We start from the raw sequence: 26,778 nt of genomic DNA, 5'->3' as shown, positions 1-26,778 counted from the left end.
CGCCTGAAATTCCGAAACTTAGCTGTCCTCTGGGGCCGCTAGGGATTGGGATAAAGCCCGCACCCTGCGCATAGCGCGGGTGTCGGGTAGTTTACACCAGCTCCTCCCTCAGAGGGAGAAAGGGAAAGATTCGGCGCTGTCGGAATTGCTTGGAGTAGTTGGTGCCCGCTCAAGCCTTGTTGCCATTCAGAACGGCTACAACTGGTGCAGTCACGCTTCCTGCTCAATACCCTGCTCAATACAATAAAGGGCCTGCAAGCCAGCAGACCCAAGGAAAAGCCAAAAGGCGGTAAGTTGAGGTCTCTTAGATCAGGCCCAGCCAGGAAGCAACGCCTTGGCCCGTCACCGCTTCGATGACAATGGCCAACACAAAGCCAATCATGGCAGCCCGACCGTTGAGGCGCTCGGCATACTCGTTAAAGCCAAACTTGGGCTCAGACAAATTGGGATTAGACATGAGAACCTCCAGGGTAAATGGGAACGACAGGGAGTGGGATCCGTAAAGAACGAAAACGAGAACGGCACTTGACCTTCAGTATAGTTTGCATTTCTTCATGATCGCAAGCAAGGTGGTCACCCGCTGCCGATGGCGGCGATGATCTGCCGCGCCAGGGGAATGGCCGCCTCATAGGCTTTGCCCTGATGCAGGTGCAGCACCAGCGTCCAGTTGGGATCCGGCAGGGGCCAAAAGGCCAGCAACCAGGCTTGAAAATCTTCTGCCCAGAGAATTGGTCGTCCTCGTCGTTGAGGATTGAGGATGGTGCCAGACTTGGCTGCCACTGGGATCCCTTCTGGGGCAATGCCGCGACAGGTGCCCGCTGTTGCCGCCAGGCTCATGCTGGCATGGAGAGTCTCCCAAATCCACTCCGGTAAAGAGAGGGCAGGCAGGGAGACCTCGCCAGAAAGGGGTACACCTCGGCGGGCAATCACGCCCCCATAAACCAACAGCTCCCAGGGATCCACCGGCCCAGCCAGACCGGTCGCCAAGAGCGGAGCCGGAGTTGTATTCTGCACACTCCCTAGGCCGAAGCGCCGCAGCCACTCCACCAGGGTATCGGCCCCCAGCTCCCAGCCCAACTGGTAGAAGTACACATTGCAGGACTGGGCCAGGGCTTGGCGCAAGTTCAAGGTTCCATGTCCACGGGGATCCCAGCAGGGTAGCCGGCCCAACCCCAGTTGCGGCGGCGGATCCCACCAACCCGGACAGTGGATCAAGCGCTCGCCGGAGCTGATCCCGGTCTGCAGAGCAGCGGCGGCAACGGCGCATTTGACGGTTGAGCCAGGGCTGGCCCTGATTCTGGAAGCCTGCTCCGGCTGCCAAACCCTTGTTAAACGACCGGTGTTCAGGTTGAGGACGGCGGCAAAATCGCGCGGATGGGGCAGCCCTGCAGATTTCCCCTGCAAGCCCCAGGTCAAAGCAGAACCCAATAGCCAGGCTCCACAGGTGCGACGGTTCATCTGCTGTCGGCCCCGAAAACCCAGGAAGACACGGGCGGATCCCTGTTACAAAAATTCGGAAATCGCAGCCTTCTCACGGACTAGGGTAATCTGAGTTCAGGTCAATGGAGATAACCCTCATGGCAATTCAGCGTGGTGCCAAAGTCCGTGTGCTGCGGAAAGAATCCTACTGGTACCGGGATGTGGGAACGGTTGCGGCGGTGGATACCAGCGGCATTCTCTACCCGGTGATCGTCCGCTTTGACAAGATCAACTACTACAACATCAACACCAACAACTTCCGCGAAGATGAGCTGGAAGTGTTGGAAGCTCCCAAGGCCAAGGCCAAAGCCGCTCCGGCCAGCTAAGCCAAAGTTCTGATGCCGGGGACTGTGTTCTTGAGCAAGTCGTTCTGTGCCTGAACTGCCGGAAGTTGAAACAGTTCGGCAAGATTTGCAACGCCTCACCTTGGGGCCGCGGATACTTGCGGTGGAGGTGCTCCTGGCCCGCACCATTGCCTACCCTGCAGGGGAGATGTTTGGGCGGAGCTTGATTGGCACCCGTTTTACCCAGTGGCAGCGGCGAGGAAAGTATCTCCTGGGATCCCTGGATTCGAGAGCTGTTCTGGGCGTGCATCTGCGCATGACCGGGCAGTTGCTCTGGGTGCAGGGATCCACCCCTTTATCAGCTCACACTCGTGTTCGTTTGGCCTTCGAGGAAGGGTGGGACTTGCGCTTTGTGGATCAGCGCACCTTTGGCCAGATGTGGCTGGTGCCTGCCGGTGTTGAGCTGGAGGCGGTGATCCCCACCCTGCAGACTTTGGGGCCGGAGCCCTTTTCGCCAGCTTTTTCTGAGGCCTATTTCCAGGCTGCCCTGCAGAAGAGCCGCCGTCTTATTAAAACCGCGCTGCTGGATCAATCGCTGGTAGCCGGGGTGGGCAACATTTACGCCGACGAAGCCCTGTTTCTGAGCGGCATTCACCCTTTGACGCCAGCAGTTCAGCTTTCGGATGTGGCCAAGGCACGCCTGCGAGAAGCTTTGATCGAGGTGTTACGGGCCGGGCTGGAGCAGCGGGGCACCACCTTGCGGGATTACCGGGATCTGCGTGGGCTCAACGGCAACTATCAAGGGCAAGCGTGGGTGTACGGTCGGGAAGGGGATCCCTGTCGCCTCTGTGGCACCCCAATTCAGCGGATGAAGCTGGCAGGTCGGTCGGCTCACTTTTGCCCCCGCTGCCAGCCGCAACAGAGCTAGTGGCGCTCCTCAAGATATGGGGGATCCCTGGGGAAATGGGCCAGAGCGGCTACCATCAGCAGTAGGAGGGGATCCCGGTGAAAACCATGGGATGGGCACGGCTCCAACCTGTAAAGCCCTTGATGAGGGGAAGTCGCCTCTGGTCGGGAGCGCTGTTGGCGCTGTGGATCCCGACGGCTGCGGCCTTTGCCCAACTGGAGTTGGATGCCCAACTGGGCCGCTCCCAAATTGTTTTTCCCAGCAAAGATTGCCCCGCCTGCAACCTAACGGGGGCAGAACTGCCGGGAGCTGACCTCAGTGGGGCCAACCTGAAAGAAGCGATCCTCAGACAGGCCAATCTCCAAGCTGCCGACCTCTCCCAAGCGATCCTCAATCTGGCCGATTTGAGAGGGGCCAATCTGAGTGGCTCAGCTCAGGCAGGGGCTTTCTTGTGGGAAGCCGATCTGGCGCAGGCCAACCTGCAGCAGACAGATCTGACGGGTGCCAATCTGCAGGTGGCCAACTTAAGCGGGGCCGACTTGCGTCGAGCCATCCTCACCGGCGCCGACCTCACAGGGGCCAAGTTACACAATGCCGATCTGCGGGGGGCCGACCTGCGAGGCGCTTTTCTGGAGGGGGCGGATCTGACCGGCGCCCTGTACAATGCCCAAACCCGGCTGGATCCCACCTTTGACCCCCAGGCCCGCGGCATGGTCTTGGTGAAGCCATAACCCCCCTCTCCCCAAGGGAGAGGGGCTGGGGGTGAGGGCGCTTTATTTGGGATCTCCCCTTGGGCAGATTAAAACCAGCACCCCCTCGGCTGGGATCCCCTGCCATGACTTCCCCTGTCCGCGTTCTCATTGCCGATGATCATCCCCTCTTCCGGCTGGGGCTGAAGTTTGCCCTGCAAGCCCAAGGATTTGAGGTGGTGGCCGAAGCCGAGACGGGATCCCAGGCCGTCCACCATTGTCGCAGTTGCCCCATCGACGTAGCCATTTTGGATGTGCGCATGCCGGATGGGGATGGGATCGCCGCCTGCCAGCAAATCACCGAGCTGGGCCTGCCGGTGGTGGTGGTGATGATGACCACCTTTCAGGAGCCGGGTCTGATTGAGGCAGCCCGCCGCGCCGGGGCCAAAGGCTACCTTTCCAAAGAGACCGACCCGGCGGAATTGGCCCGCGTCATCCGTCAGATTTTGTCCAACCCCGAACGAGACTGGCTGCCTGCCCGACAGGAGCTGCCCAAGCTCACCCCCCGCGAGCTGTGTGTGCTGCAACTGATGAGCGAGGGCTTGGCCAACAAACAGATTGCCCGCCGTCTGGGCCTAAGCATCGAAACCGTCAAAGAATATGCCAGCACCGCCTACCGCAAGCTGGATGCTAGCGACCGTGTCACCGCCCTGCTCAAAGCACAGCAACTGGGGATCTTGTGAATTGGAGAAAGGGCTTGGGGATTCCCCCCAGAGGTGGGGATTTGCGGCGGCCATGATCACCGCCATACTGTTGCTAGCTTGGCATCTTGACAGGGATCCCTGGGGTGCCGCCTTCCCCTTCACGTTGTCCGAGATACGGTATGTCTGCTCCTTCCACGCTGCTGCTCAAGCTCACCCTGCGCTTGCTCGCCTCTTTGAAAGCACGGGTGGATCAGCGCAAGATTCGCGAGCGGGGCTTCGTCCTGCCGGTTGCCATTTTGATCGTGCTGGTCTTGAGCTTGGTGACGGTGGGGCTGCTGACCCGCTCCACTCAGCGCAGCATCCAAACCCAGGTGGAACGAGCGGGGCAAACCATTAGCCGACAACTGAATACGGCCATTGACCGGGCTAGAGCTAAGATCGAGTACCTAGTTCGGGATCCCCGCCTGCCCAACAGCGCCCCGACGGATGCGCAATTTGCCGCAGCCCTCATCAACGATGGGGCAGGGGGTCTGCTTCCTCGGGATCCCGATGAGCCCTACATCCTCCCCGACGAAACTCAGTTCGTGATCGCCACCAACATTCAGGTGGAGGATCCGCAAAATCCGGGACAAAACTTGAACGTCCGGGTTCAGGCGCCCGCTTGGTGGTTCTTGGCGGATACCGACAACAATGGCATCAATGACTCCGTAACGGTTTATACTATTCTGAACACCCGTCGGGCTGCCGGCAGCGACTTTGAGGCTAACCTGACGGATACCGAGCGGGCGCGGCGGCTGCTGATCCGCAGTGGGCCACTGCAGGGTTCGGCCTTGGCGGGGTGTACCGATTCTCCGGCTGAACAGACGGTCAACCCCAACGTGGGGGATTGGTTCCAGGTTGGCTCTGCGTTGTACAAGCCCTTTCAAGTCTATGCCGTCACCTTGCCTATTGCGGGTGCCGACTCCACCACCCGTGCCATTTCGGCTTTGCAATTTCAGCAGGATCGGCGGAGGGATCTGCTTAACAAATGGGGAGCCTTCAGCCGCGGCGACCTAGAGTATTTCTTCACTCCTGGCTACAACTGGAACGGTGCCATCTACGCGGGGGGCAGCCTCTTTTTCCGTTACGCCAGCAACAATTTGTTCCGAGCTTTCACCATCAGCTCCGAGCAGTCTTGCTTCTACATGCCTGTCGATAACTCTGAAATTACAGCCTTTGGCGAGCTGGTGGCAGGGGCTATCGGTTACCCCGGACAGGGCCAAAGTGACACGCTAATTTTCGATGCCCATCCTGGTGTGGCGAATGTACCGCCAAGTACGCCCCTTCCCCGCCTGAATAACCTCAATTTCGATTCGGTTCAAAACGACGCAGCTCCTGAGATGGTAGCTCTGGATCCGCTGGAGCTACAGCTTTTTGGTCGCATTCGTACCCGCGGAACCTACGCCCAGGATCCAGCGGGATGGTCAGTCTCTCCAATTAATGTCAGGCGGAATTCAGAGAGTGGCCCACCAGGACGAGTTCAAGCAGGCGGCTTTCAGTCAACGGAAGACCAAGTCTGCCCCCCCTACGTGGACGATGTGTATCGGGCCGACAACCGCTTTGGCCCCAAGGCCAGCTATGACCGCCCACCGGTCAGCCCTGATCCGGCAAGGGGCTGCGATGTGGACACCTTTGCTCAAACGTTTGGTGTCAGGGCTGGTGCTCCGATCCGTGGGGATGCTCAGAACAACCAGAGGGAATCTCTAACGCAAGACAACCCACCCCCAGGCGCCCTTTCCGAGGTGGGCTTGGATGGCTATTGGGAGCGGCGGGCCCGTGTGGAGGGCTTGCGGGTGATCGTGGGCCAGCGGCTGGAGCTAACCCGCACCGATTCTTTGCCTTTGCCTCTGGTGCCGCCCGGGGATCCCAACGATCCCACCAAGCTGCAGGCCATTTTCATCAGCAACGAGGCGCGGCAACGGCTAACCCTGCGGGATAACCCGGCGGCAGTGCAGGCTACAGCCGTCTACCACTACAGCCACCAAGACGGGCGCTTCCCGGTAGCTTGCTTGGCCACGGTAGCCCACCCCGGCACTCCTTGGAGCTTGCAGCGGGCTTCCACGTTCCCTGCCGGCGACCAAGCCAGCCAACTGGGCATCAACTTCTTCACCGGCGAGGGCACCAATGTCTGGGAATATGACCCTGCGCCCATGCGTGAGCGGCTGCGTCCTGGGACGCCCCTGTGGACAGCTTTGACGAACCTGGCCAATTTTGCCGGCGATCCCGATGGGGCCTATCCACCCAAGCAAGAAGCGGGCCGCATTCACCCGGATCCGTTTATCACTGCCTTTGGCAACTTCTCAGAGCTGCGGCGGGTGATCGATACCGTTAACCGAGGTACCCCCGTTAGCCAACTGAGCCTAGCCGACCAGACCACGCTGCAAACGGCAGGCTGCATGTTGGGCATGCTGGCCGACAACATTCTGCGCATCGAGGAGGCTGCCCGTCAGCAAGGTGGCGGCAGTAGCAGCATCGGGGGCGGTGGTTCTGGTGGCACCAGCTCTGGATCTGGGAGCTCGTCCCCAGTTCTCGGCAGCCTCTGGAACGACATTCAAGCCAGCCGTGCCGGGAACCGAGAGGCAGCCAACCGGTTCTACCTGCCACTGCGCTACATCTTCCCGACAACCCGTGTCACCGAGTCGGATTCTCTGGAGAGCGAGCGGCGCAGCGCTTACTCTTTCCTTCCGACGGTTACCTATGAGGCTGTAACCGACTTAAACGCGGTTGCTCTGCAGCCCCGCTCCGGAATTGGCAACTGGGCTTTGCCCCATGCACCGGCCAATTGCACCGCTGCCGGCCCCAACAGCAACCAATTTGATCTCATTCGGATTGGCAACCAGTGCCATCGCGTGCCCTTCAAGGATTCTGTCTTCTACGATGGCCGCGAGGCGATGGCGGTGCGGGCGCTGAACATTGACCTGGCGCTACTGACCAACAATGTCCAAGGTCAGAACAGGGGGCTGATCAACGGGGATACCTGGCTGCCTGCCGGCATTGGCGAGAACCGAGAAGGGGGGATTTTCTACGCCTTCCGGGAAGATGCCGTGCGGGAAGATGCCATTGCCCGCCCACCCTTGGACACTTTTAATGGCTACCTAACCAGATGGCGCAACGCAAACGCCCGCGGCACTTTGGGCAGCGCTGGCGTTATGAACGCCGGTCAGCCGAATCGAGGCACGGCCAATGGCCAAACGGTCTGGGATCCCCCTGTTTCCGATGCCGGACTTAGTCCCAAGCCGGTGGACTACTACGCGGATCCGGATCGGCGACCTTACGGCTTCCGCCTGCGCAATGGAGCGGTATTGGCCCGGGGTGGGTTCAACCCTGATGACGCGATTTTTGGCCTCTCCTTCGTTTCCGACAACCCCGTTTACATCCAGGGGGACTTTAACCTGCACCAGACGAGGAACGGGGATCGGCTGGAGGAGTTCACAACTCTCCTCAACTTCGGGGCGGATGGCCTCTACGGCAACTTCTACGGGCGGCTGCGATCCGGACCCAATGGAAACCGGGAAGACCGGCGCTTTGCCCGGGTGGTAGACCCAAACAATAGCCGGCAGCCTGCCGATCTCTGGCGGCCCAGCGAGGTCTTGGGCGACTCGGTGAACATTCTCTCTGCCGATTTCTGCGATGGCAGCATCGACGACGGCTTTGTGCAGGATGCTACGCTCAACGGCGGCGGCAGCAGCTTTGTGGCTAACCGGAACTACCAGGGCAGCCCAGAACGAGCCTCGGCTCCTCGCCGCAACGAACACTACGGCTGCAGCGGGCCAAACCTAGGAGCCAACACTTCTTTCCTCAACCAAGCGCTGGTGATCCGAGGCAACAACTGGCCGGCTCCGGATCCCAACAGCGCTGGGGTTCTGCGCTTTGACAACACGAACGGGGCCCAGAACCTGGGCGACAACCTCAACCAGCCGGGTTGGCCGGATGTGTTTGCCCGCGACACCATTCTGGCTCCCTTCGACAACGCCGATTCGGATCCCAATAACGATGACAGAACGGCGGGCGGTGGCGTGCCGGCAGTGCGGCCCTTGCGGGCGCCCGATACGGGCTATGCCAACTTTGGTGTGCGCATCTCGGCTTTGGGCAACCCGGTGCTGGATACCTCCCGCTGGGTGATGGTAGCTCCACCTGGGCCTTGCCCGAGCCCTGGTGGCTCTGGGTTGCTGGCCGAGTACTACAACGGCTGGCTGACCAGCCCGCAGAACCGGTACAACCGCGACACAGGGTTTGCCACCAGCGGAGCCGTAGGCCCCCTGTCTTCGAGCGCTCAAGATGCCAACCTGCCCTACTTGCGGGCGGTGCGCTGGCCGGATCCGGTGTTCCCGGCGCAAGGAGTGCCTAATGCCATTGGTCAGTACAACAATGGCTATACCACCAGTGCGCCTACCTGTAATCCAAGTGGCACCAACGACCAACGCTGGGCCTGCGTGCGCAATGCTATCGATAACCCGACCAACCTGGCCCCCTTTGCCCGCAGCGGCAGCGGTTTCCCTTGGTGGGGCGGCTTCCAGTACTCTTTTGGCACTAGCACATCGCTGGACTCTCGCTCGCCTTTCAAGCGTTTGCTATATAGTAACTTCCCCACTTGCAACGGCTCTTTGTCTGACATCCTGCAGCCCCTCTGCCGTTTGTCAATACCGCCTGGCAGCCCCGATCGGCGGGATCGCGGCGATTGGTTCTGGATGCCCAGTTGTGGGGAGCCCGATGGCAACAACAGCCTGCCGAACCTGCCCATCGACGCGGATGACCTCAACTTTCCAAGTCACTTCAACTTCCAGCGCTCCTGCTGGCGGCGTAGAAGTGGGGGCGGGCCAAATGGCAACAACAACGGCAACGACTTTTTCGTGGTGCGCTGGGTAGGGGAGCTGTATCCGCGTTGGCCTGGCCTACAGAGCTACCGCATTCTCAACGGCGACGACGGCGTGCGGCTGATCATTCGACGGCGGGACGGCTCCAGTGCCACTTTTGTCAACAATGGAGCCTGGAACGGAACTCCGCTCAGCCTAGGGCCCAATGCTGCGGGTGCCGAAGCCTGGCAGGATGGCGGCGGTAACCTGGTCACCCTGCGATTAGAGCTGGAGTGCGCGGATCCATCCCAGCCCTCGCCCTACTTGGTGGAGATCCAGACCTACGAAAATACCGACGATGCCTTCCTGCGCTTTGCCACTCGCGATGGCAGTGATCTAGAAAACTACGACCTGCGGTACCTGAAGCCGCTGCAGGGGGTAAACCAACCTTGCCAGCCGGATCCGCTGAAGCCTTTAGCACCCAACCAGAAGTACTGCGCAACCCCCCTCAACTGCGATCCCATCTGGCCAGACTGGACTCCTGCATGTAAAACCGACATCTGTGTGGCCACCACCATTACCCAAACCAAAACGGCCACCTTGCCTGCCGGTTGCCCTGGCACTCCGCCGACGCCGATGACTCGCCAGTTCACCTGCAATCCTCAATTTAACTATGGGCCCTGGTCGAATTGGTCGCCCGACTGTACCCCAACCCAGCAGTGCAACAAAACCACCATTACCCAAACCCGCAGCCGCACGGTAACCCCGCTCTGTCGCAGCCAAAGCCCCTTCACCGAAAAAGAAACCCGAGCCTTTACCTGCCAGCCTCCAGGTGCTAGCTGCGGTGCTTGGTCTGAATGGACTCCTCCTTGCACCTTGGCCAACGGTGGCACCAATGTCACCCAAACTCGCAGCCGCACCTGCACAGTGGCAGTTTGCGGAACCAGCTACACCGAGACGCAATCCCAGACGGTCAACTGCCCGCAGACCTGCAACTACAATTGGGGGCCTTGGTCGCCACCCGATTGCAGCCAGGTCAGCGTTTCCTGCGGCCAAACCAAAACGGTTACCCAAACCCGGATAGGCAACCGGATTGACGCCACCAGCAGCCCAAGTTGCCCGGCCACCAAAACGGAGACGCAATCTTTGAACTGTCAAGGCCCTCCCTGCGGGCCAGGTACCTTTGCGCCCGAGGCTCCCGGCGAGAGCCCCTTGGGCGAGTGGATGGCGGCCAAGCCCAACACGGTGGATTTGCGCCCCGTCTGGGAAATCCAAGCGGATCCGGAGCCGGAGACCATTGGCGTGAACATGGTGGCCGCGGCTTCTGCCGAAGGCGTGACGATCGCTCTGCAGCCGGAGCTTTCCCCGGTGCTGGAAGTGAAAGCAGGGGTGCCCAAGCTGCCCAAGTGGCCCAGCCCTGCCGAAGCTTTGCAAGCGGCCTTTAACTGGATGTTTGGCGAGCCAGCTTATGCCGCCCGCAATGGCCTGAAGGGCAATTTGCCCTCTCAGATAGCCAACCCCAGCAAAGAGCCGGGCATCCGCCCTGCTGAGAATATTGGAGCTAAGATTTCTGGAACTCCTGCTGTGGGTACCGATGACTGGGCCCGGCAACTGCGGCGGCAACTGCTCAACGGCAGTGGAGAAATTCGCTGTGGCGATGAACAGGTCACTCCCTCAGACGGTGGCTTCTGGGTGCCGGGGGTGTTTCGCCCCAACTTCAACGACCGCTTCAAGTACACCGCCTACACTGGTGCCAGCCGACCCAGCACTCTGCGTACCTCTCCTAAAGGTGCCGATCCTACCTTCGAGGATCTCAACAAGAATGGCATTTGGGATCTGAAGGAGCCTTCAAATGTTTTGGAGCGGGATCCACTGTTTGGGTTAGACTTGCCGGATCGGCCAGAGCTAGAGATCCAACCCCAGATGGCGCTCAACCCTTACGCCCGCGTCAACAAAAGCGCCGCGATCCAAGCCTACACTCCCGCGTCCAAGTATGCGGACGGATACTACATTAACCACAAGGGCAGTGAAGATATTCGCAATGGCCTCTGCTTCTACGTCAAGCCCAACGGCAACACCATCCAGGTTCAGATCGACCGTAACGGCGGCGATGGCGATGGCCTGGTCTGGGTGGATGTGGAGCCGTTCACCCTGGACCTGAACAAGACTCCCACTGGCTTTGCCGGCAGCAACCCCGTGCTGGGGGTGATCCTGGACGAGGTGACCCGTCGGCCCATTCCCATTCCCCGCTTCCAAGAGCTGGCTTCAACCGATGTGAACCAGCGCCGCCGCAACGACAACGGCACCCAAAACCGGCAGCTCCAGCCGGCCAGGGAAACGCGGGTAAATGCCATTGCCATCAGCGGTGTGATCCCGTCTCGGCTGGATCAGACGGGCGGGGGCATGCACAACTTCCTGCGCCTCAACGAGCTGTGGAGAGATGTCAACCTCTTTTTCAGCGGCTCGATGATCCAGCTCAACTACAGCACCTATGCTACCGGCCCCTTCCTGCAGCACAGCTTTGAGCCACCCGCTCTGGTAGCCGATCCAACCTTTGTGCGGGGCTACGACTACTACTACCCACCCAACCGCCGCTTCGGCTATGACGTGGGCTTGCAAATTGCCCGCCGTCCCAGCGCGGTGTCGGCCCGCTTCCAATTCCCCTCCAATACCCGCACCGAGTTCTTGCGGGAGTTGGATCCTCAGGATCCGTATGTGCGGCGGCTGCGCTGCGGGCTGCAAGCTCAGCCAGATGTGCCCCTGCAGGCGGCTGCTCGGATTGGAGGCTGCAACGAATTCAACTGATATTGACTTCCCATGCCAGGGGTAGATTCAAGGTAGGCAGATCTGGGCGAGCGCTGGAGGGGATATGAAAAGGTGGCGGCTTTTGCGGCAGCAATTGGAAGCAGAGGGCTTCACTCTCATAGAGGTCTTGGCCTCCGTGATTATCGTGGCTATTGCCATGACTGCCCTTGCCCCTGCCCTTACCTTGGTTGCCTATCGGCGGGCCATGACCGAGCGCGTGGAGGTAGCCAATCAACTGGCCCAGGCCGAGGTGGATCGGATCCGCACGCTGGTTGACCTGGAGCTGGCCGCTAACCCAGTTGCCTTTCAGAACCCGGCTCAGTTGGCCCGTCTGCCCAGAGTTGGAGCGAATCCCCTGGCAAGTACCCCAGCACCGGCCACTATGGATACTAACGGGGCCAATTATTCGATTCGCTTGGCTCAAATTCAGTTGCCAGGACGCAACCCTGAAGAATATGTCATTCAAACCTTTCGCAGTGGTGGTGGAGATTGTATTGACCGACGCAACAACACCGTGATTGCGGGGGTTCCCTGCACCTTCCTGATGGGGGTGAGGGTTTACCACCGCTTTTCTTTTGACCCAGCGACCCGACAGGCCCTTCCTGGGTTGCGAACCGAGTCGGTCTCTGCCAACCAGAACTTAGCCAATGCCGATGTTTGGCTATTTCCCATGGCCAGCTCGATTGTAGAAATCAACTTGGCTGCCAATTTGGGCGATGTTTGCCGGGGGATCCTGGCCAGCGTCCAAGCCAGCGGTGGAACCCCAGCCAGCAACTGTGAGGCATTTCCTCTGCCCGGCAGCCCCTAGCTCATTGCCCTGAGGCGGATTGGCAGGATCCCTCTCTGGATTTACAAGATATAAGGTAGTGGTGTTTCCCTATGTTCAAGGTCTTACGCCGGAGGGTTAATCAGAGTGCGGGGTTTACCCTCATTGAGCTGCTGGCTGCGCTGCTGATGGCTTCGATCTTTCTGCTGGCCACGGGCATGATCGTCATTGAAACCATGCGGGTGGATCGGGAAGAGACGGGGCGCACTCAGGTGCAGGCGGAGCTGACCCAGGCCATGCAGTTTATCCAGCAGGATCTGGCAGAAGCGCTTTACATCTACAACGATGCGGAACAGCCCAACGGAGACGGAACGCCAGATCTCATTCAAAGGCTTTACACCCCCGGCTGGATTCGCCGCCCCGATGGGGCCATTCCAGTGGTCGCCTTTTGGAAGCTGAATCCGATCCCACGCGATTGCTATCAAGGCCCTCCGACGTTGCAACAAATTCGAGAAGGCCGAGTAACTTTGAGGGAGAGACCTACGGGTATTTCCGAAGCTGACTGGGATAACATCCGCAGCCGCCGTAACATTTACACCTTGGTTGTGTACTACTTGCAACGTAACTACAACAACGCCGGTAACCCAGACGGCAACACCCCTTGGGAGGGCAACGCGCGCATTGCTAGGTTTGAGTTGCAACCTCTTAATGACACATGCACTGAGCGCAGCCGATTTTTTGTCGAGGATCCGGATCCCTTCCGGGAAGGCTTTCTGGTTTGGCCCTCTGAGCAAGCTAGGGCTCGCCAAACTCCCATTGCTGGGGCAGGCAATCAAGGTAATCGACTGGTAACTCTGGTCTCCAACATCTTCAGCAGCCGGCAGGGCAGCCCGCAGGTTGCCCCGAATTGCCCACAGGGCTATGCCTTTGGAGGGGGCAGGCCCGACGGAGTCACTTTCTCAGGCCTAGAGGTCAATCAAAACGACGTGGGCTTCCATGTTTGCGTCCGGCGCAGCGCCGCCGCCAGCCTTCCCCAAGATGTGATTGTTACCATCACGGCAACTGCCATGGAGCGAGCCAATCCCGGCCTGTTCCGGCGCTACATCCAAGATGCCACCAGCGTTGATGCGGAGCAGGTGTCGCGGTATCTGACGACAATGCAAACTCAGGTGTTGGCCCGTGGTGTGTTTAATCGTCAAGCCTAGTCAAGCCTATGTGACTTATTCGGAGGGGGGATCCCTGCCTATGCTGGCCTCAGTGAGCCGATTTAGACGGATTGCACCTGCCCAGACAAGGGGCTTTACGCTGATAGAAGTCTTGGCGGTTATTGTCATCATCGGCATCTTGGCTGTGCTGGCCGTTCCTTCTGGGATCAACATCTGGGCGCGGATCCAGCTTGATGATGCGCAGAACAGGGTGGAGCGAGCCTTGCGCACCGCCCGCACCAACGCCAGAGCCTCTCTCCTGGGCCGAGCTTGGGTGGTGCAGGTGGACAATTCAGAGCCAAACGTGCCGACTCTGGTTATCCAGGATGAGGAGGGCCTCTGCGATGAACCTACCCCCTGTCAGCGGCTACGCCTGAACAATTTTGTAACTGTGGCCAACACCTTCAATGACGGAAGGGCGGTTTTTGAATCCGATGGCCGGGCCCGTCAACTGGGTCGCTTTGTAGTCAGCAGCACCTACTCCCAGGGGGAAAACCGCTGTGTGGTGGTAAGCACCTCAATCGGTACCATTCGCAAGGACAACAACCCTGAGTGTGGCAGCGTGGTAGAGGGAGAATAGTTGAGGTAGGATGGTCGGACTGCCGCCCTCACCCCCGGCCCCTCTCCCAAAGGGAGAGGAGGGTTTGGGGGGCTGGTAATGCTGTAGGTTCCTTCTATGCTCACGGCTTCCCCATCGCTTGTTTTTCCCTGGCAAACTCGTCAGCCGGCTCTCTTGGTGCTGGCGGATGGCACTTCCTTTGCCGGTTGGTCTTTTGGGGCGCCGGGCACGGCGGTGGGCGAGGTGGTGTTTAACACGGGCATGACCGGCTACCAGGAGGTGATCACCGACCCTAGCTACCGGGGGCAGATGGTTACCTTCACCTGTCCGGAGCTGGGAAACACCGGAGTCAATGAGCTGGACGAAGAATCGGCTCGGCCCCAAGTCGCGGGGGTGATTGCCCGCAATGTATCGCGCTTGGCCAGCTCCTGGCGGGCTACATCCACCCTCCCCGAATACCTGCAACGATATGGGATCCCGGCCATTGCCGGGGTGGACACGCGGGCTTTGGCGCGGCGGCTGCGCTCTCAGGGGGTGATGAACGGGGCCCTTTCCACGGAGACTTTGGATCCCCAGGTTTTGTTGGAGCGGGTGCGCCAGGCTCCTTCCATGCAGGGGTTGAGCTTGGTGGCGGAAGTTACTACTCCCCAACCCTACGAGTGGCTGGAGCCTACGCCTGCCGATTGGGACTATGGCCGCAGCCAAGGGATCCCGATCCCGGAGCCGCCCCTGCGGGTGGTGGCCTTGGATTTCGGCGTTAAGCGCAACATTCTGCGCCGCCTTACCCGCTATGGCTGTCGGGTGATGGTGTTGCCGGCCAATGCCAGCCCGGAGCAGATTTTGAGTTACAACCCCGATGGGATCTTCCTCTCCAATGGGCCAGGGGATCCCGCCACTGAGACGACTGCCATCCGCACCACGCAAGCGCTGCTGCAAACCGGGAAGCCCCTATTTGGGATCTGCCTGGGCCATCAGATCCTCAGTTTGGCCCTGGGGGGATCCACCTACAAGCTCAAGTTTGGCCACCGCGGCCTCAACCACCCTTGCGGGTTGGAGAAGCAAGTGGAGATCACCAGCCAGAACCACGGATTTGCGGTGGATGCCGCTTCGATCCCTGCCGATGGGGTGGTAATCACCTACCTCAACTTGAATGACCGTACCGTGGCCGGGATCCGCCACCGTCACCTGCCCCTGTTTTCTGTGCAGTATCACCCGGAGGCCAGCCCCGGCCCCCACGACGCCGATCACCTCTTCCGCGAGTTCGTGGAGCTGATGCTGCAGCACCGCTCCCGTTAGCCTCACCCCCGGCTTTTTTCCCTCAGGGCCAGGGCGGCGCGGGCTTCTTCCCGGTCGTCGAAGTGAACCTTCTCGGTGCCCAGGATTTGGTAGTCCTCATGGCCTTTGCCGGCAATGACCACCGTATCCCCTGGCTGGGCTGCGAGGATGGCCAGGCGAATGGCCTGCCGCCGATCCACCTCCACCGCCCTGGGGGATCCAGGGATCCCGGCCAAAATATCCCGTAGGATCTGCTGGGGATCTTCGGTGCGGGGGTTGTCGGAGGTAACGATCACCTGATCTGCCCAGGTGGCGGCAATGCGGCCCATCTGCGGTCGTTTGCCCCGATCCCGATCCCCGCCACAGCCAAAGACGCAGATAAGTTGCCCTTGCACCTGGGATCGCAGGGCCTTGAGCAAGTTTTCCAGGCCGTCGGGGGTGTGGGCGTAGTCCACAACTACCGCGATATCCTGCCCCGGCAGGGTCACCCGCTCCATCCGCCCCGGTACGCCCGGAAAGTGGGGCAGGGCCGACTGGATGATCTCGACAGGGATCCCCAAGTGCAGGGCTACCCCCACCGCCGCCAGCAGGTTGGCCAGGTTGAAGGATCCCACCAGGGGGGCCTCCACGGCAAACGTGCCCGCAGGGGTGTGCAGGGTCGCGCTCAGGCCGGTGGGGCGCAGTTGAACTTGGCCGGGCCAGAGGCCGGGGATCCCCTGCAGGGGCTGCAGCGAGTAGGCCCAGGGCTGCAGATCGGGCCGAATGGCTTGCAAGAGCCGCCGTCCCCCAGCATCGTCGGCGTTGATCACCGCCCGCCCTTGGAGATACTCCTGTCGGAAGAGGGTGGCTTTGGCCTGCCAGTAGTTCTCCATGCTGCCGTGGAAATCCAGGTGATCCTGGGTAAGGTTGGTCCAGACGGCAGCGGCAAAGGAACACCCCCACACTCGATCTTGAGCCAATGCGTGAGAGCTCACTTCCATCACGGCCACCTCTGCCCCGACTTGGTGGGCCTGCCGCAGGCTGCGCTGCAGCTCTAGGGGAAAAAGGGTGGTGTGGGAGGCCACCTCCCTATAGCCAGGCCAGCGGTTGTACAGAGTGCCCAGCAAAGCCGCGGAGCGGCCGGCAGCTTGCACCAAATGTTCGATTAAGTGGGTGGTGGTGGTTTTGCCATTGGTGCCCGTCACCCCCACCAAGGTCAGTTGGCGGGCGGGAAACCCATAGAAAGCTGCCGCCACCTGGGCCACGGCCCTGTTCAGGCTGGCGCGAGGCAAAACCAGGACGGGCTGACTTCCCCATCCAGCCTCTCCGCTGACGCTCTCCCACGCCTCTTGGGAAATGAGGGCCGCCACTGCCCCTGCCGCCAGGGCTTGGGCCACGAAGCAACCCCCATCCACGCGGGATCCCGGCATCCCCAAGAAGAGATCCCCGGCCTGCACCTGGCGAGAGTCGGCACAGAGGCCCCAGACCTGCACCCCCTCCAGGGATCCCTGGGCCAATCGGGGCTGGATCCCGGCTTGGTGGAGCAATTTGGACAAAGTGATCCCAGCAGTTTCCATCGTTGCCACTCCCCACAGCTTTGCCGGTTAGGGTAGCGGCCAGGGATTGCCGCCGTCAAATTAGGCCAGGGCTTCCTCCAGCTTTTGCTTGGCCCACAGAGAAGCGTAGAGGCCCTTCTCGTCCGCCAGCAATTCGGCATGGGATCCCTTCTGCACAAGGCGGCCCCTGTCCATCACCCAAATCTGATCGGCTTCCACCGCAGCCGTAAGGCGATGGGTGATGAAGATCACCGTTTTCTGGGCCGTGACCCGACGCAGATGGCGAAGGATGGCTTGGGCCGTCTGGTTATCCACGCTGGAGAGAGAGTCATCCAGGATCAAGATGGGAGCATCCACCAGCAAAGCCCGGGCCAAGGCCACCCGCTGTCGCTGGCCACCGGAGAGGGTGATGCCCCGCTCTCCCACCAGAGTGTCGTAGCCCTTGGGAAAGTTGAGGATCTCGGCGTGGATGTGGGCGGCTTTGGCAGCCCATTCCACCTCCCAATCTTCGGCATCTGGCTTGCCGTAGCGGATGTTGTCCCGGACCGTGGCGCTGAACAGGAAGCTCTCCTGGGGCACATAGGCAATGGCCCGCCGCAGGGATCCCAGTTGAATCTGGGTGATATCCTGCCCATCCAAAAACAGTTGCCCCGGCTGGATCTCCAGCAGCCGAGGAAGGGCATTGGCCAGAGTGGACTTGCCCGCCCCAATCGGCCCCACCACCGCCACCATCTGGCCCGGTTCTATGCAAAAGTGCAAATCCTCTAGAGCCGGAGCTGCCGCAGGGCCGGCGAAGGCAAACGCGAGACCTCTGGCCTCGAGGCGACCCTGCACCCTCTCCAGAGGCAACGGCAAAGCGCCTGGGGCGTCTCGGATGGTGGGTTCTACCCCCAACAGAGCATCGATCCGCTCCAAGCTGACCTGCCCCCGCTGGTAGGCCGTGATGGTGAAGCCCAGCAGGGCGGTGGGAAATACCAACCGTTCCACGTAGAGGGTGAGGGCCGAAAAATCCCCGATGGTCAGCGTCCCTGCCGCAATCTGCGGCCCCCCCACCGCCAGCAGTAGCAACAAACTGAGGCTGACCAGCGCCACCAAAGAAGGGAAAAGCAAGTTGCGAGTGAGGGCCAAGCGCAAATTGGCCTGCAGCAGCCGCTGGTTCTGGCGGCGAAACTCCCGCTGCTCGTGCTGTTCCTGGCTGTACACCTTGATCAGGGCAATGCCGTTCAGGTCCTCTTGAATGAGATCGCTCAGATCCGCCAACTCCTGCTGCACCTGGAGCTGCTCCTGCTGCAGGCGGTTGCTGCTCAACTTCACCAGCACCAACATCACCGGAAACACCGACAGCGCCAAGGTGCTCAGACGGGGCTCGATGCCAAACATGGCGGGCAAGGTGGTGGCATAGGCAAAGATCGTGTTGGCCAAATTGAGTAGGGCGAACCCCAACAGGCGGCGGATGTTTTCCACATCGCTGGTGATGCAGGTGAGAATGTCCCCGATGGTCTGCTGGGCAAAGTAGGAAGGCTGCAGGGTGAGCAAATGCTCGAAGATGGCTTGCTTGAGGTGAAACTCCACCTGCCGTCCCACCCCAAACATCCACACCCGCGAGGCAATGCGAATGCCCATCATCAGGCTGGAGACGACCAGCACCGTTAGGGCGTAAAGGGCAATGCGCCGGTCCGACAAAGTGGCCAGGTTCTGGCTGAGGTCATCGATGACCAGCTTGACGTACCAGGGCAGGAACACCCCCAGGCCATTGACCAGGAGCAGGGATCCAATGCCCAACCCCACCTGTCGTCGATAGGGGCGCAGATAATGGGCCAATTGTCGGAGATGGGATCCGGTCACTCACTTGCTCCCTGCATCCTCTTCCACTCTAGCGTTCAGCCGGATCCCCCCGGTGGGGATCAGACCAGAACCTGAGCCGGGGCTTGCTGGGCCAGTTGCGCCGTTTCCCGCCGTGCCCAGGCATCTGCCTGCAAAATGTCCTCCAGGCTGGGATCGGCAATGACTTGATGCCGCTCACAAACCCGCTCCAAGAGACGGGGAATATCCAAAAAACGGATGCGCTCCTGCAAGAACAGGGCCACCGCCGCTTCGTTGGCCGCATTCAACACTGCCGGCAGCGTTCCCCCCCTCCGTCCAGCGGCATAGGCCAACTCCATGCAGGGGTACTTGCGGTGATCCGGAGCCTTAAAGGTGAGGGATCCCAGCTTGACCAAATCGAGGGGATCCCAGGGGGTGGCCAGGCGTTCCGGCCAACTGAGGCCGTAGAGGATGGGCAGGTGCATGTCCGGCCAGCCCAACTGGGCCAGAACCGAGGTATCGGCCAGCTCGATCAGGGAGTGGACAATGCTTTGCGGATGGATGAGGATGTCGATGTGGTCGTAGTCCAGGCCGAAGAGCCAGTGGGCCTCGATCACCTCCAGGCCCTTGTTCATTAGGGTAGCCGAGTCGATGGTGATTTTGCGCCCCATCACCCAATTGGGATGCTTGAGGGCATCGGCCAGGGTGACCTGATCCAATTTTTCGGCAGGCCAATCCCGAAAGGCGCCACCCGAGGCAGTCAACAGGATTCTTCGCAGGGATCCCGCGGGCACCCCCTGTAAACACTGGAAAATGGCCGAATGCTCAGAGTCGACGGGGATCAGGTTCACCCCGTACTGCCGCACCAAGGGCAGCACCACCGGCCCCCCTGCCACCAGGGTTTCTTTGTTGGCCAGGGCAATGTCTTTGCCGGCACGGATGGCCGCCAGGGTTGGCAACAAACCGGCGCAGCCGACGATCCCCGTCACCACCCGCTGGGCCGCCGGGTGAGCCGCCACCTGACACAGCCCCTCCGTTCCGGCCACCAACTCCGGCAGCGGTCGGATCCCCGTCAGCAGCGACCGCAGCTCCGGCAGCAGCTCCTCCCGGCCAATGGCAACCATCTGGGGCCGAAACCGCCGCACCTGCTCGGCCAAGAGGGCAACGTTGCTGTAGCTGGTCAGGCCAACAACCTGAAAACGCTCTGGATACTGGGCCACCAAGTCCAGAGTTTGGGTGCCAATCGAGCCGGTGGAGCCGAGCAAGGTGATGGCTTGCATAAAGGATCCCTTTACCCCTGAAAGAGCGTGACGTCCTCCCAACGCAGACTTCCCCTCGCGCAACTTGCCCAAGGACTCCGTCCCGCTATTGCGAACGGCCCCACCTCGCGTTCGGGGATCCCTGCCTCACGCCCCTTCATCTTATTCTTATCTGGTTCTGATCTGGAATCTGTGTGCTCCCTCCGATCCCCGACAGCGGGATCCCTGAGCGGCTGTGGGGTCCGCGATGCCCCCCTTCCCCAGATTTTGGTTTCAAACCTTTCCCGACTGAGAACGCAGCCACTGGCTGAGCAGCGCCTCGATCAGCTCCGAAAGATCTTGATCCGATTCCAACAGGATGCGCTTCACGGCTCGGTGAGTCTCTTTGGGGATTTGACATACTCCCCTGCCTAAAGGCAGGGGATTCTGGTTCCTGGTTCTGCGACAGCACTTACCGTATTGGGTTGCCCCTCCACGACAGCGGTGCTCATCTCCCCAGGCGTTCCCCCTTTCGGGGCGGTTCCCTTTTGCCCAAAGGTACCGTTGTTCCACTCCTCACCCAACAACTCCAGCCCTTTGCGCAGGATGTTGATGGCCGCGTTCTCATCCCGGTCAATCACCACCCCACACTGCGGGCAGCGGTGGGTGCGAGTGGACAGCGTCTTCTTCACCCGATGGCCACAATGAGAACAGTCCTGCGAGGTGTACTCCGGCGGCACTGCCACCACCACCTTGTTCAAGACCTTCCCGTAGTAGTCGAGCCACCCGGTGAATAAACTCCAGCCGGCATCATGAATCGACTTGGCCAGGTGGTGATTCCGCACCAAGTTGCGCACCTGCAAGTCCTCGTACGCCACGACGTCGTGAGACGCCACCACGCACCGGGTCAGCTTGATGACCCAGTCTCTACGCTGGCGTTGAACCTTCAGGTGTACCTTGCCCAGTCGCTTCCTCTGCTTGTGGTAGTTCTTGGATTGGGGTTTGGCCCCTCTCCGAAACTTCCGACTTAGCCTGCGCTGCTCTCGCTTCAACCTCCTTTCGGCACGACGCAAGAATTTGGGGCACTCTACCTTGTTTCCGTGGCTGTCGGTGTAGAAGTGCATCAAGCCCACATCCAGCCCCACCACCTGGCCGGTGTACTCCACCTGCTCTTGGCGTTCTACATCCAGGCAGAACTGGGCGTAGTAGCCATCGGCCCTGCGTATGACCCGCACCCGGTTGATTTTCAGGGTGAGGATGTCCCGCCGCGCCTCGCCGTTGCAGTACAGGGCAAAGGTGCCTGCCTGGAAGCCGTCCGTGAAGGTGATGGACATTCCATCTTGGGAGAGCTTCCAGCCGGAGATTTTGTACTCCACGGAGCGACAGTGTTTCTGGAACTTGGGATAGCCCTTCCGGGCTGCCTTCTCCTTGCAGCGGCGGTAGAAGTTGGAGATGGCAGACCAGGCTCGCTCCGCACTGGCTTGCCGGGCTTGAGAGTTCAGCTTCTGGGCGAACGGGAGCTCTCTGGCCAAGTCCTTGCAGAGGGAGTACAACGTGGCCCTGTTCACCCCCTGATGATCCATCCAGTGGCGCAGGCACTTGTTGCGCACGAACTGGGCAGTCCGAATGGCCTCATCCAGGGCTTGGTACTGCTGGGCTGTGCCGTTGAGGAGCTTGGCTTCGAGGACACGCATGAGCCCACTCTAGCGCAGGTTAGCAAGATAAAAGCCGCCCTGGTCGCGTCAGCGGGCCGTAGGCCTTAGGGCGGGGCTTTAGACCCAGTTTTTTGGTAACTGTTCCGGGGTGGGACGGGCAGGAGTGTCGATCACCGTGTGCTGAAAGCCTGTGGGCGTGGGAGTGGTGGGATCCCCGGCCAATACCTTGATAGGAAAGGATGGCCCCCGTTCTGCCCAGCGAGAGGCCGAGCGATTGGGATCGGCGTCGATCAACAGGGCCATCCCCGACCCACCCAAAGGGGCTGCCCCTTGTTTTTGCTGAAGGTAGAGGGCCAGGTGTACCGCCGTGGTGGTTTTGCCCACGCCCCCTTTGAACCCCAAGACCGCGATATTCATCTGCCACACACCCTCCCATCCTGGTTTTACTGCCCAGGTGCACGGGCGGCAAGAGGCAAAAGTGGGCATTGGGGTCTTGGGGCAACTCGGGAGAGCCGGCCGCGGGGAGAAGTTCTCCCGGTTGCGCAATCTTAGGCTTCGCCGGTAGGATATCCTTGGCTGGCATAACCGGCTGGCTTTGGAGAATCTGACCATGCCTCATCTCTCGCCATCCCATTCCTCCTTGGGCTTGGCTCGCTCTTGGTCTATTCCGCTGGGGTTGTGTCTGGCCCTGAGCATAAGCGCCTGTGGCGGCAGGGGTTCCAGTCGCCCGCTTCCCCCAGTCTCGGCCCCTCCCACAGGACGAATTGAGGGATCCCATTTCGACGATCTCAACGGCAATGGGCTGCGGGATCCGGGGGAGCCGGGGCTGCCGGGCATTACCACGTTTTTGGACTTAAACGGCAATGGCCGCCTCGACCCGGAGGAGCCCAGCACCCTCAGCGACGGCGGCGGCAACTTCCGCTTCTCCAACTTGCCCCCTGGCACCTACCGCGTCACTGCCCTTTTGCCCCCAGGGCGAATCTTCACCACGCCGCGCTCAGGCTTGGGGCTGGAGCGGATTGTGGGCGGCAGACCTGCTCCCGAAGGAGCCTTTCCCTGGATGGTGGCTTTGCTGAGGGCGGCTGAGCCAGATCCTTTTCAAGCGCAGTTTTGCGGCGGATCCCTGATCGCGCCGGAGTGGGTAGTTACCGCTGCCCATTGTCTTTTCGACGAACAAGGCGAGCAGGTAATGAGTGCCCAAAATCTGGATCTGCTGTTGGGTACCAACCGCTTGCAAATCGGTGCCGGCCAACGCATTCGCGCCGCGCAAATTGTCCTCAACCCCGGCTACAACCCCCAGGTGGGGGAGCCTGGGGGGAATGACATTGCCCTGGTGCGCCTCTCTCGGCCAGTGGCCCTGCCTACCCTGCCGCTGGTGCAGCCCAACCAAACCAACCTGACAGCCCCCGGCACTGCCGCCACCATCCTCGGCTGGGGAGCCACCTTCCCCCTCCCCCTGGATCAAGAACCCAGCGGCTTTACCCGAGATTTGCAGCAGGCCACCGTTCCCATCGTCTCCAATGCGGTGTGCAACGCGCCCCAATCCTACAATGGCACCATTTTGGATACTATGCTCTGCGCCGGCTTTCCCCAGGGAGAAGTCGATACGTGTCGGGGCGATAGTGGTGGGCCTTTGATTGTGTCCAGTGGCACGGGTTTTGCCCTGGCCGGAATCACCAGTTTTGGCATCGGCTGCGCCCAGCCCAATTTCTATGGGGTGTATACGCGGGTGTCTAGCTTCGCCGGTTTTGTGCAATCGGTAATCGGCAGTGCCCCCAGCCCAACTCCAGCACCACCCTCCCCTCCACCCCCCACCGGGACAACTGCTTCATTCGTTGTCAATTTGAGGGAAGGTGAGGTGGTTGCGGGGCTTAACTTTGGCAGCCGGGCGCAGTGAACACGAACTGTGGCAGCAAGCAGTGGTGTGGCGATCGTTTAGCTAGGCCGCCGTTCGCGCTAGCGGGACGGAGTCCTTGAAGCCCCGCCCTCTGTCCGTAGGACGAGGGTCGGAATGAAAGGCGGACATCCCCTGTTCTATAATCAACCTGGCTGTGCAAAACGGCATTGCCGGAATCTGGTACAGCTACGCGGTGGGGCATCCCGTGTCTGCTCGTGGAGGGTTCTTGCACTAGCTCCCCAATGAAGCGAGAAGCCCGCTCCGTACCGCCAGCAGTCGGAGTCGGGAGTATGTCACGATAGGGATCCCTGTTGTAACCAAACCCATTTGATTGACGGAGGAGATGTCTTTCCTATGACCCAAGTGACGATTGGCGAAAACGAAGGGATCGAATCTGCGCTGCGTCGCTTCAAGCGTCAGGTTTCTAAGGCGGGCATTTTGCGGGATTTGCGCAACCATCGGCACTTTGAAACCAACCTAGAAAAGCGCAAGCGCAAAGCGGTGGCCGTCCGGCGCAACCGCCGCAAGTCCATGGCCTAGGCTACTGCCGACACTCGGAAATCTGAACCCCTCTGAACAGGGCTTGTGGCCTTGCCTGAGGTTCTGACGTTAGTTTCTCGGAATCTGGGTTGGGCCAGCCTGCAGGGATCCGCTCAACACGTTAATTTCCAGCATCAGTTCTTCGCCAACATAGCTCTCGGGCAAAGGAGCAAAGGGGGCTGAGCGCTGGATGGCACTGAGCACGGCTGCATCCAACAGGGGATCTTCTGAGGGGGTTTGCAGGCGCAGTTCCCGCAGGGATCCCTGTCGATCCAGACGCACCTGCACCACTGTTACGTAGGATCCGGATGCCCGCCGTACCATCCAGTGTTGGCGAACCCTTTCCTGGAATTGAGCCAAGTAGTCTCCCCAATCCGGATCGGCGGTGGCATTTAGGCTGGGTGGGCCTGCCCGCGAGGACTCTATCCCACTGGTGCGACCAAGGCTGGAGCTGTGGGATCCGGTAGGAAAAGTCGGGGGCAAGGTGGGAGAAGGCTCTTCCAACGGGGCTGCGATCGGCTCTGGAGAGGGCAAAGTTGGATGCGGATCCGCTGGAGCCGACAGGTAGGGTTGTGGCAAAACCTCAGGAGAACTTGCTGCTCTTTCGGGTTGAGGCTTGAGGGATTGAGCAGGAGAGATCTGAGCCGATTTGGTCTCCACTGCTGCTGCCGAGGAGGTAGCCAGTAGGCTTTGCAGATGCCGACGATAGTCCTGCAGTTGCTGGCGCTGTGGAGAGGACAGAGGCCAGTGATCCAGCCATTCTTCCGTCAGATGTAGCGCCTCCGCCCAATTGTGATCGGCAACTGCCTGCTCCAGAGCTGCTAAACCCGCTGATAGATTTTCTAACCTGGCCTTTGGCTGCTGCTGAGGAGAGGCAGAGTTCCGGGCGGGCTGGGGCATCTCAAGCTCCCTTGTCGGCGGAGAAAGGATCTCAGGGACAGGACTCCCTGCGGCTGAGGCGAGCAGAGGCTGTGCCGCCGCAGAAGTGGCCTCTTCACTTGGGCTGGGCACTTGCGACTGCCGCACCGATACATCGTCCCAGGGTTCAGAGACACCGGACTCACGGGCGGAGACGGGCGCAATCCACTGCGGCTCCAGGGGCGGCTCATCCGCCATCTCCACCCACTGAAAGGGGAGGATCTCCTCCTCTTCCCGGATCCTAGGCTGCCAACCCACCCAGCTCATCGCGATGAAATGCAACCCTGCCGAGAGCACGTTGGCCAGCCCCAGGCGCCAAGGTAAGGAGCGGCGTTCCTGCTGTCGTTCTTGTTGAGAACGACTGAGGCGGGGCTCTGGATCCACCTCTCCATCTGTCAAGCAATTTGCCTGGCTCTCAGCAGCCGGTTCTGGTTTGGGGGAGGTGGACTCTGCAGTAGGTTGGGCCGGGATCCCTGCGCTACAAGGATCTCGAGCGGGGTTCAATTCGTTTTGCACCTTTCCACCTTTCCTCACAGCCACATGCCAACAGAAGCCCACCGACGCTTCTCTGCTTCCTTCGATCAATAGCCCATCCCCGGGCAGGGGGGTAGCCATCGATGCACAAACGCGCCCAGGGCAAAGCTGTGTTGGCTTATACGGACTTCTGCCATTTCAACGCCTATCTTTTTCACGGGGGGCGGTGCTTTGAGCCACCTAGGCTCACGAAAAGCCAGCTCATGATTCTCCGAACTAGAGCTTGTGGAGCGGGTTTATGCTTGTTACCCAGCAACCTGTCCTGAGGCGGTTTTGGTACCCCGTGATCCCGATGTCGGCCCTGGAAACCGGCCCACAAGCTTTCACGCTGCTGAAGACTCCTCTGGTGCTTTGGCTCAATGAGTCAGGGCAGCCTTGCGCCGTCTTGGATCGTTGCTGCCATCGCTCGGCCCAACTTTCCAAAGGGGTTGTTTGCAATGGCCACATCCGCTGCCCCTATCACGGCTGGGAGTTTGACGGCTCCGGCACCTGTGTGAAGGTGCCCCAACTTACAGACAACTTCATCCCCCCTACCTACAAGGTGGAGGGGTTTCGCTGCCAAGAGCGCTATGGCTATGTTTGGGTGGCATTGGCGGATCCCTTGACCGATATTCCCGAGATCCCAGAGGTGGCGGATTCCCGGTTTCGCCAAATTCATCAGTTCTATGAGGTCTGGAAATGCGCCGGCCTGCGCCTGATGGAAAACTCCTTTGACAATGCCCATCTCCACTTCGTCCATCACCAGAGCTTTGGGGTGATCTCCGAGCCTGTACCCCCAGATCTGGACAGCCTTGAAGAACTGGAATATGGCCTTCGGGCCACCTCTGTTTTGCCGGTGTTCAACAGTGACTTGCAGAAGCAAAACTTGCGGATGTCAGAGGATCGCACAGTGCGTATCCTGGAGGGCACCTGGTTTATGCCTTTTGGTCGCAAGCTCAAAATCACCTACCCCAACGGCCTCATCCACATCATTTTCACAGCGGCTACCCCCATCGACGACCAAACCTCGCAGGTGGTGCAATTCTGTTTGCGCAACGATTCAGAAGCAGAGGTGAGTGGTAAACTACCCGACTCCGACCGCTAAAGCGGTACGGAGCGGGCTTTCAGTAGCCCTGAGCCTGCTCTGCTCTACCAGAGAACAAAACAGGCCCGA

The 26,778-nt window shown here is 60.4% G+C and carries 20 protein-coding genes; 12 read left to right on the top strand and 8 right to left on the bottom strand.

What is annotated here, in order from left to right:
* Nucleotides 1-304: 304 nt before the first annotated feature.
* Entirely contained in the window at nt 305-457 is a 153-nt protein-coding gene (locus ACVW0B_RS11870) for a chlorophyll a/b-binding protein (RefSeq protein WP_011429120.1), read from the bottom strand.
* Nucleotides 458-573: 116 nt separating this feature from the next.
* Nucleotides 574-1,458 carry a penicillin-binding transpeptidase domain-containing protein gene (locus ACVW0B_RS11865; protein ID WP_457491766.1) on the bottom strand — a complete coding sequence of 295 codons (885 nt, stop codon included), beginning with the start codon at nt 1,456-1,458 and terminating at the stop codon, nt 574-576.
* A 119-nt stretch (nt 1,459-1,577) separates the two neighbouring features.
* Between ACVW0B_RS11865 and ACVW0B_RS11860 the strand changes: the two genes are divergently transcribed.
* The 9 genes from ACVW0B_RS11860 (at nt 1,578) to carA (ending at nt 15,526) form a co-directional block, all read left to right on the top strand.
* Complete coding sequence (locus tag ACVW0B_RS11860; protein WP_414329200.1) at nt 1,578-1,805, top strand: photosystem I reaction center subunit IV; 228 nt, start codon at nt 1,578-1,580, stop codon at nt 1,803-1,805.
* 46 nt (nt 1,806-1,851) lie between these two features.
* Nucleotides 1,852-2,691 (top strand): DNA-formamidopyrimidine glycosylase, encoded by an 840-nt coding sequence (locus ACVW0B_RS11855; protein WP_457392125.1) that lies wholly within the window; start codon nt 1,852-1,854, stop codon nt 2,689-2,691.
* Nucleotides 2,692-2,777: 86 nt separating this feature from the next.
* Nucleotides 2,778-3,401, top strand: a complete 624-nt coding sequence (locus tag ACVW0B_RS11850; RefSeq protein ID WP_457491765.1) for a pentapeptide repeat-containing protein — start codon at nt 2,778-2,780, stop codon at nt 3,399-3,401.
* Nucleotides 3,402-3,505: 104 nt separating this feature from the next.
* Nucleotides 3,506-4,102: a response regulator gene (locus ACVW0B_RS11845; protein WP_414350377.1), complete on the top strand. Its 597-nt coding sequence runs from the start codon at nt 3,506-3,508 to the stop codon at nt 4,100-4,102.
* Between the two features lie 140 nt (nt 4,103-4,242).
* Nucleotides 4,243-11,700 (top strand): hormogonium polysaccharide biosynthesis protein HpsA, encoded by a 7,458-nt coding sequence (gene hpsA / locus ACVW0B_RS11840; RefSeq protein WP_457491764.1) that lies wholly within the window; start codon nt 4,243-4,245, stop codon nt 11,698-11,700.
* A gap of 64 nt (nt 11,701-11,764) precedes the next feature.
* Nucleotides 11,765-12,508 (top strand): prepilin-type N-terminal cleavage/methylation domain-containing protein, encoded by a 744-nt coding sequence (locus ACVW0B_RS11835; RefSeq protein WP_457491763.1) that lies wholly within the window; start codon nt 11,765-11,767, stop codon nt 12,506-12,508.
* A 71-nt stretch (nt 12,509-12,579) separates the two neighbouring features.
* Nucleotides 12,580-13,671: a PulJ/GspJ family protein gene (locus ACVW0B_RS11830; RefSeq protein ID WP_457491762.1), complete on the top strand. Its 1,092-nt coding sequence runs from the start codon at nt 12,580-12,582 to the stop codon at nt 13,669-13,671.
* Nucleotides 13,646-14,251 carry a pilus assembly FimT family protein gene (locus tag ACVW0B_RS11825; protein WP_457491761.1) on the top strand — a complete coding sequence of 202 codons (606 nt, stop codon included), beginning with the start codon at nt 13,646-13,648 and terminating at the stop codon, nt 14,249-14,251. Before ACVW0B_RS11830 ends, ACVW0B_RS11825 begins: the two co-directional genes overlap by 26 nt.
* Before the next feature lie 96 nt (nt 14,252-14,347).
* Nucleotides 14,348-15,526 (top strand): glutamine-hydrolyzing carbamoyl-phosphate synthase small subunit, encoded by a 1,179-nt coding sequence (carA, locus tag ACVW0B_RS11820; protein WP_457491760.1) that lies wholly within the window; start codon nt 14,348-14,350, stop codon nt 15,524-15,526.
* 2 nt (nt 15,527-15,528) lie between these two features.
* Here the strand turns inward: carA and ACVW0B_RS11815 are convergent, their stop codons facing one another.
* The 5 genes from ACVW0B_RS11815 to ACVW0B_RS11795 form a co-directional block, all read right to left on the bottom strand.
* Nucleotides 15,529-17,061, bottom strand: coding sequence for a UDP-N-acetylmuramoyl-L-alanyl-D-glutamate--2,6-diaminopimelate ligase (locus tag ACVW0B_RS11815; RefSeq protein ID WP_457491759.1), 1,533 nt, complete (start codon nt 17,059-17,061; stop codon nt 15,529-15,531).
* 60 nt (nt 17,062-17,121) lie between these two features.
* The gene (locus ACVW0B_RS11810; RefSeq protein WP_457441340.1) at nt 17,122-18,885 is read right to left on the bottom strand and encodes an ABC transporter ATP-binding protein; all 1,764 of its coding nucleotides are present in this window, start codon (nt 18,883-18,885) and stop codon (nt 17,122-17,124) included.
* Nucleotides 18,886-18,944: 59 nt separating this feature from the next.
* Nucleotides 18,945-20,123, bottom strand: coding sequence for a 1-deoxy-D-xylulose-5-phosphate reductoisomerase (locus tag ACVW0B_RS11805; RefSeq protein WP_414329119.1), 1,179 nt, complete (start codon nt 20,121-20,123; stop codon nt 18,945-18,947).
* 389 nt (nt 20,124-20,512) lie between these two features.
* On the bottom strand, nt 20,513-21,775 hold the full coding sequence (locus tag ACVW0B_RS11800) for an RNA-guided endonuclease InsQ/TnpB family protein (RefSeq protein ID WP_457491758.1): 1,263 nt from the start codon (nt 21,773-21,775) through the stop codon (nt 20,513-20,515).
* Nucleotides 21,776-21,853: 78 nt separating this feature from the next.
* Nucleotides 21,854-22,153 (bottom strand): nucleotide-binding protein, encoded by a 300-nt coding sequence (locus ACVW0B_RS11795; RefSeq protein ID WP_414523045.1) that lies wholly within the window; start codon nt 22,151-22,153, stop codon nt 21,854-21,856.
* A 193-nt stretch (nt 22,154-22,346) separates the two neighbouring features.
* On the opposite strand from ACVW0B_RS11795, the gene ACVW0B_RS11790 reads away from it, so the two are divergent.
* Complete coding sequence (locus ACVW0B_RS11790) at nt 22,347-23,633, top strand: trypsin-like serine protease (RefSeq protein WP_457491757.1); 1,287 nt, start codon at nt 22,347-22,349, stop codon at nt 23,631-23,633.
* 354 nt (nt 23,634-23,987) lie between these two features.
* Entirely contained in the window at nt 23,988-24,173 is a 186-nt protein-coding gene (gene rpsU, locus ACVW0B_RS11785; protein WP_011432857.1) for a 30S ribosomal protein S21, read from the top strand.
* A 69-nt stretch (nt 24,174-24,242) separates the two neighbouring features.
* Here rpsU and ACVW0B_RS11780 read toward each other — a convergent pair whose 3' ends face one another.
* The gene (locus ACVW0B_RS11780) at nt 24,243-25,490 is read right to left on the bottom strand and encodes a TonB family protein (protein ID WP_457491756.1); all 1,248 of its coding nucleotides are present in this window, start codon (nt 25,488-25,490) and stop codon (nt 24,243-24,245) included.
* Between the two features lie 373 nt (nt 25,491-25,863).
* Here ACVW0B_RS11780 and ACVW0B_RS11775 point away from each other — a divergent pair, with 373 nt between their 5' ends.
* Nucleotides 25,864-26,709 (top strand): aromatic ring-hydroxylating oxygenase subunit alpha, encoded by an 846-nt coding sequence (locus ACVW0B_RS11775; protein ID WP_011432855.1) that lies wholly within the window; start codon nt 25,864-25,866, stop codon nt 26,707-26,709.
* Nucleotides 26,710-26,778: the final 69 nt, after the last annotated feature.

The organism is Thermostichus sp. MS-CIW-23 (assembly GCF_054059455.1).
Note: the sequence above shows the minus strand (reverse complement) of the source record. Positions and strands in the feature narration are given on the sequence as shown.

What these genes read in the sequence shown, in the direction of transcription:
- ACVW0B_RS11870 (WP_011429120.1), bottom strand. Translation starts at nt 457, where the DNA reads ATGTCTAATCCCAATTTGTCTGAGCCCAAGTTTGGCTTTAACGAGTAT.
- ACVW0B_RS11865 (WP_457491766.1), bottom strand. Translation starts at nt 1,458, where the DNA reads ATGAACCGTCGCACCTGTGGAGCCTGGCTATTGGGTTCTGCTTTGACC.
- ACVW0B_RS11860 (WP_414329200.1), top strand. Translation starts at nt 1,578, where the DNA reads ATGGCAATTCAGCGTGGTGCCAAAGTCCGTGTGCTGCGGAAAGAATCC.
- ACVW0B_RS11850 (WP_457491765.1), top strand. Translation starts at nt 2,778, where the DNA reads ATGGGATGGGCACGGCTCCAACCTGTAAAGCCCTTGATGAGGGGAAGT.
- ACVW0B_RS11845 (WP_414350377.1), top strand. Translation starts at nt 3,506, where the DNA reads ATGACTTCCCCTGTCCGCGTTCTCATTGCCGATGATCATCCCCTCTTC.
- hpsA (WP_457491764.1), top strand. Translation starts at nt 4,243, where the DNA reads ATGTCTGCTCCTTCCACGCTGCTGCTCAAGCTCACCCTGCGCTTGCTC.
- ACVW0B_RS11835 (WP_457491763.1), top strand. Translation starts at nt 11,765, where the DNA reads ATGAAAAGGTGGCGGCTTTTGCGGCAGCAATTGGAAGCAGAGGGCTTC.
- ACVW0B_RS11830 (WP_457491762.1), top strand. Translation starts at nt 12,580, where the DNA reads ATGTTCAAGGTCTTACGCCGGAGGGTTAATCAGAGTGCGGGGTTTACC.
- carA (WP_457491760.1), top strand. Translation starts at nt 14,348, where the DNA reads ATGCTCACGGCTTCCCCATCGCTTGTTTTTCCCTGGCAAACTCGTCAG.
- ACVW0B_RS11815 (WP_457491759.1), bottom strand. Translation starts at nt 17,061, where the DNA reads ATGGAAACTGCTGGGATCACTTTGTCCAAATTGCTCCACCAAGCCGGG.
- ACVW0B_RS11805 (WP_414329119.1), bottom strand. Translation starts at nt 20,123, where the DNA reads ATGCAAGCCATCACCTTGCTCGGCTCCACCGGCTCGATTGGCACCCAA.
- ACVW0B_RS11800 (WP_457491758.1), bottom strand. Translation starts at nt 21,775, where the DNA reads ATGCGTGTCCTCGAAGCCAAGCTCCTCAACGGCACAGCCCAGCAGTAC.
- ACVW0B_RS11795 (WP_414523045.1), bottom strand. Translation starts at nt 22,153, where the DNA reads ATGAATATCGCGGTCTTGGGGTTCAAAGGGGGCGTGGGCAAAACCACC.
- ACVW0B_RS11790 (WP_457491757.1), top strand. Translation starts at nt 22,347, where the DNA reads ATGCCTCATCTCTCGCCATCCCATTCCTCCTTGGGCTTGGCTCGCTCT.
- rpsU (WP_011432857.1), top strand. Translation starts at nt 23,988, where the DNA reads ATGACCCAAGTGACGATTGGCGAAAACGAAGGGATCGAATCTGCGCTG.
- ACVW0B_RS11775 (WP_011432855.1), top strand. Translation starts at nt 25,864, where the DNA reads ATGCTTGTTACCCAGCAACCTGTCCTGAGGCGGTTTTGGTACCCCGTG.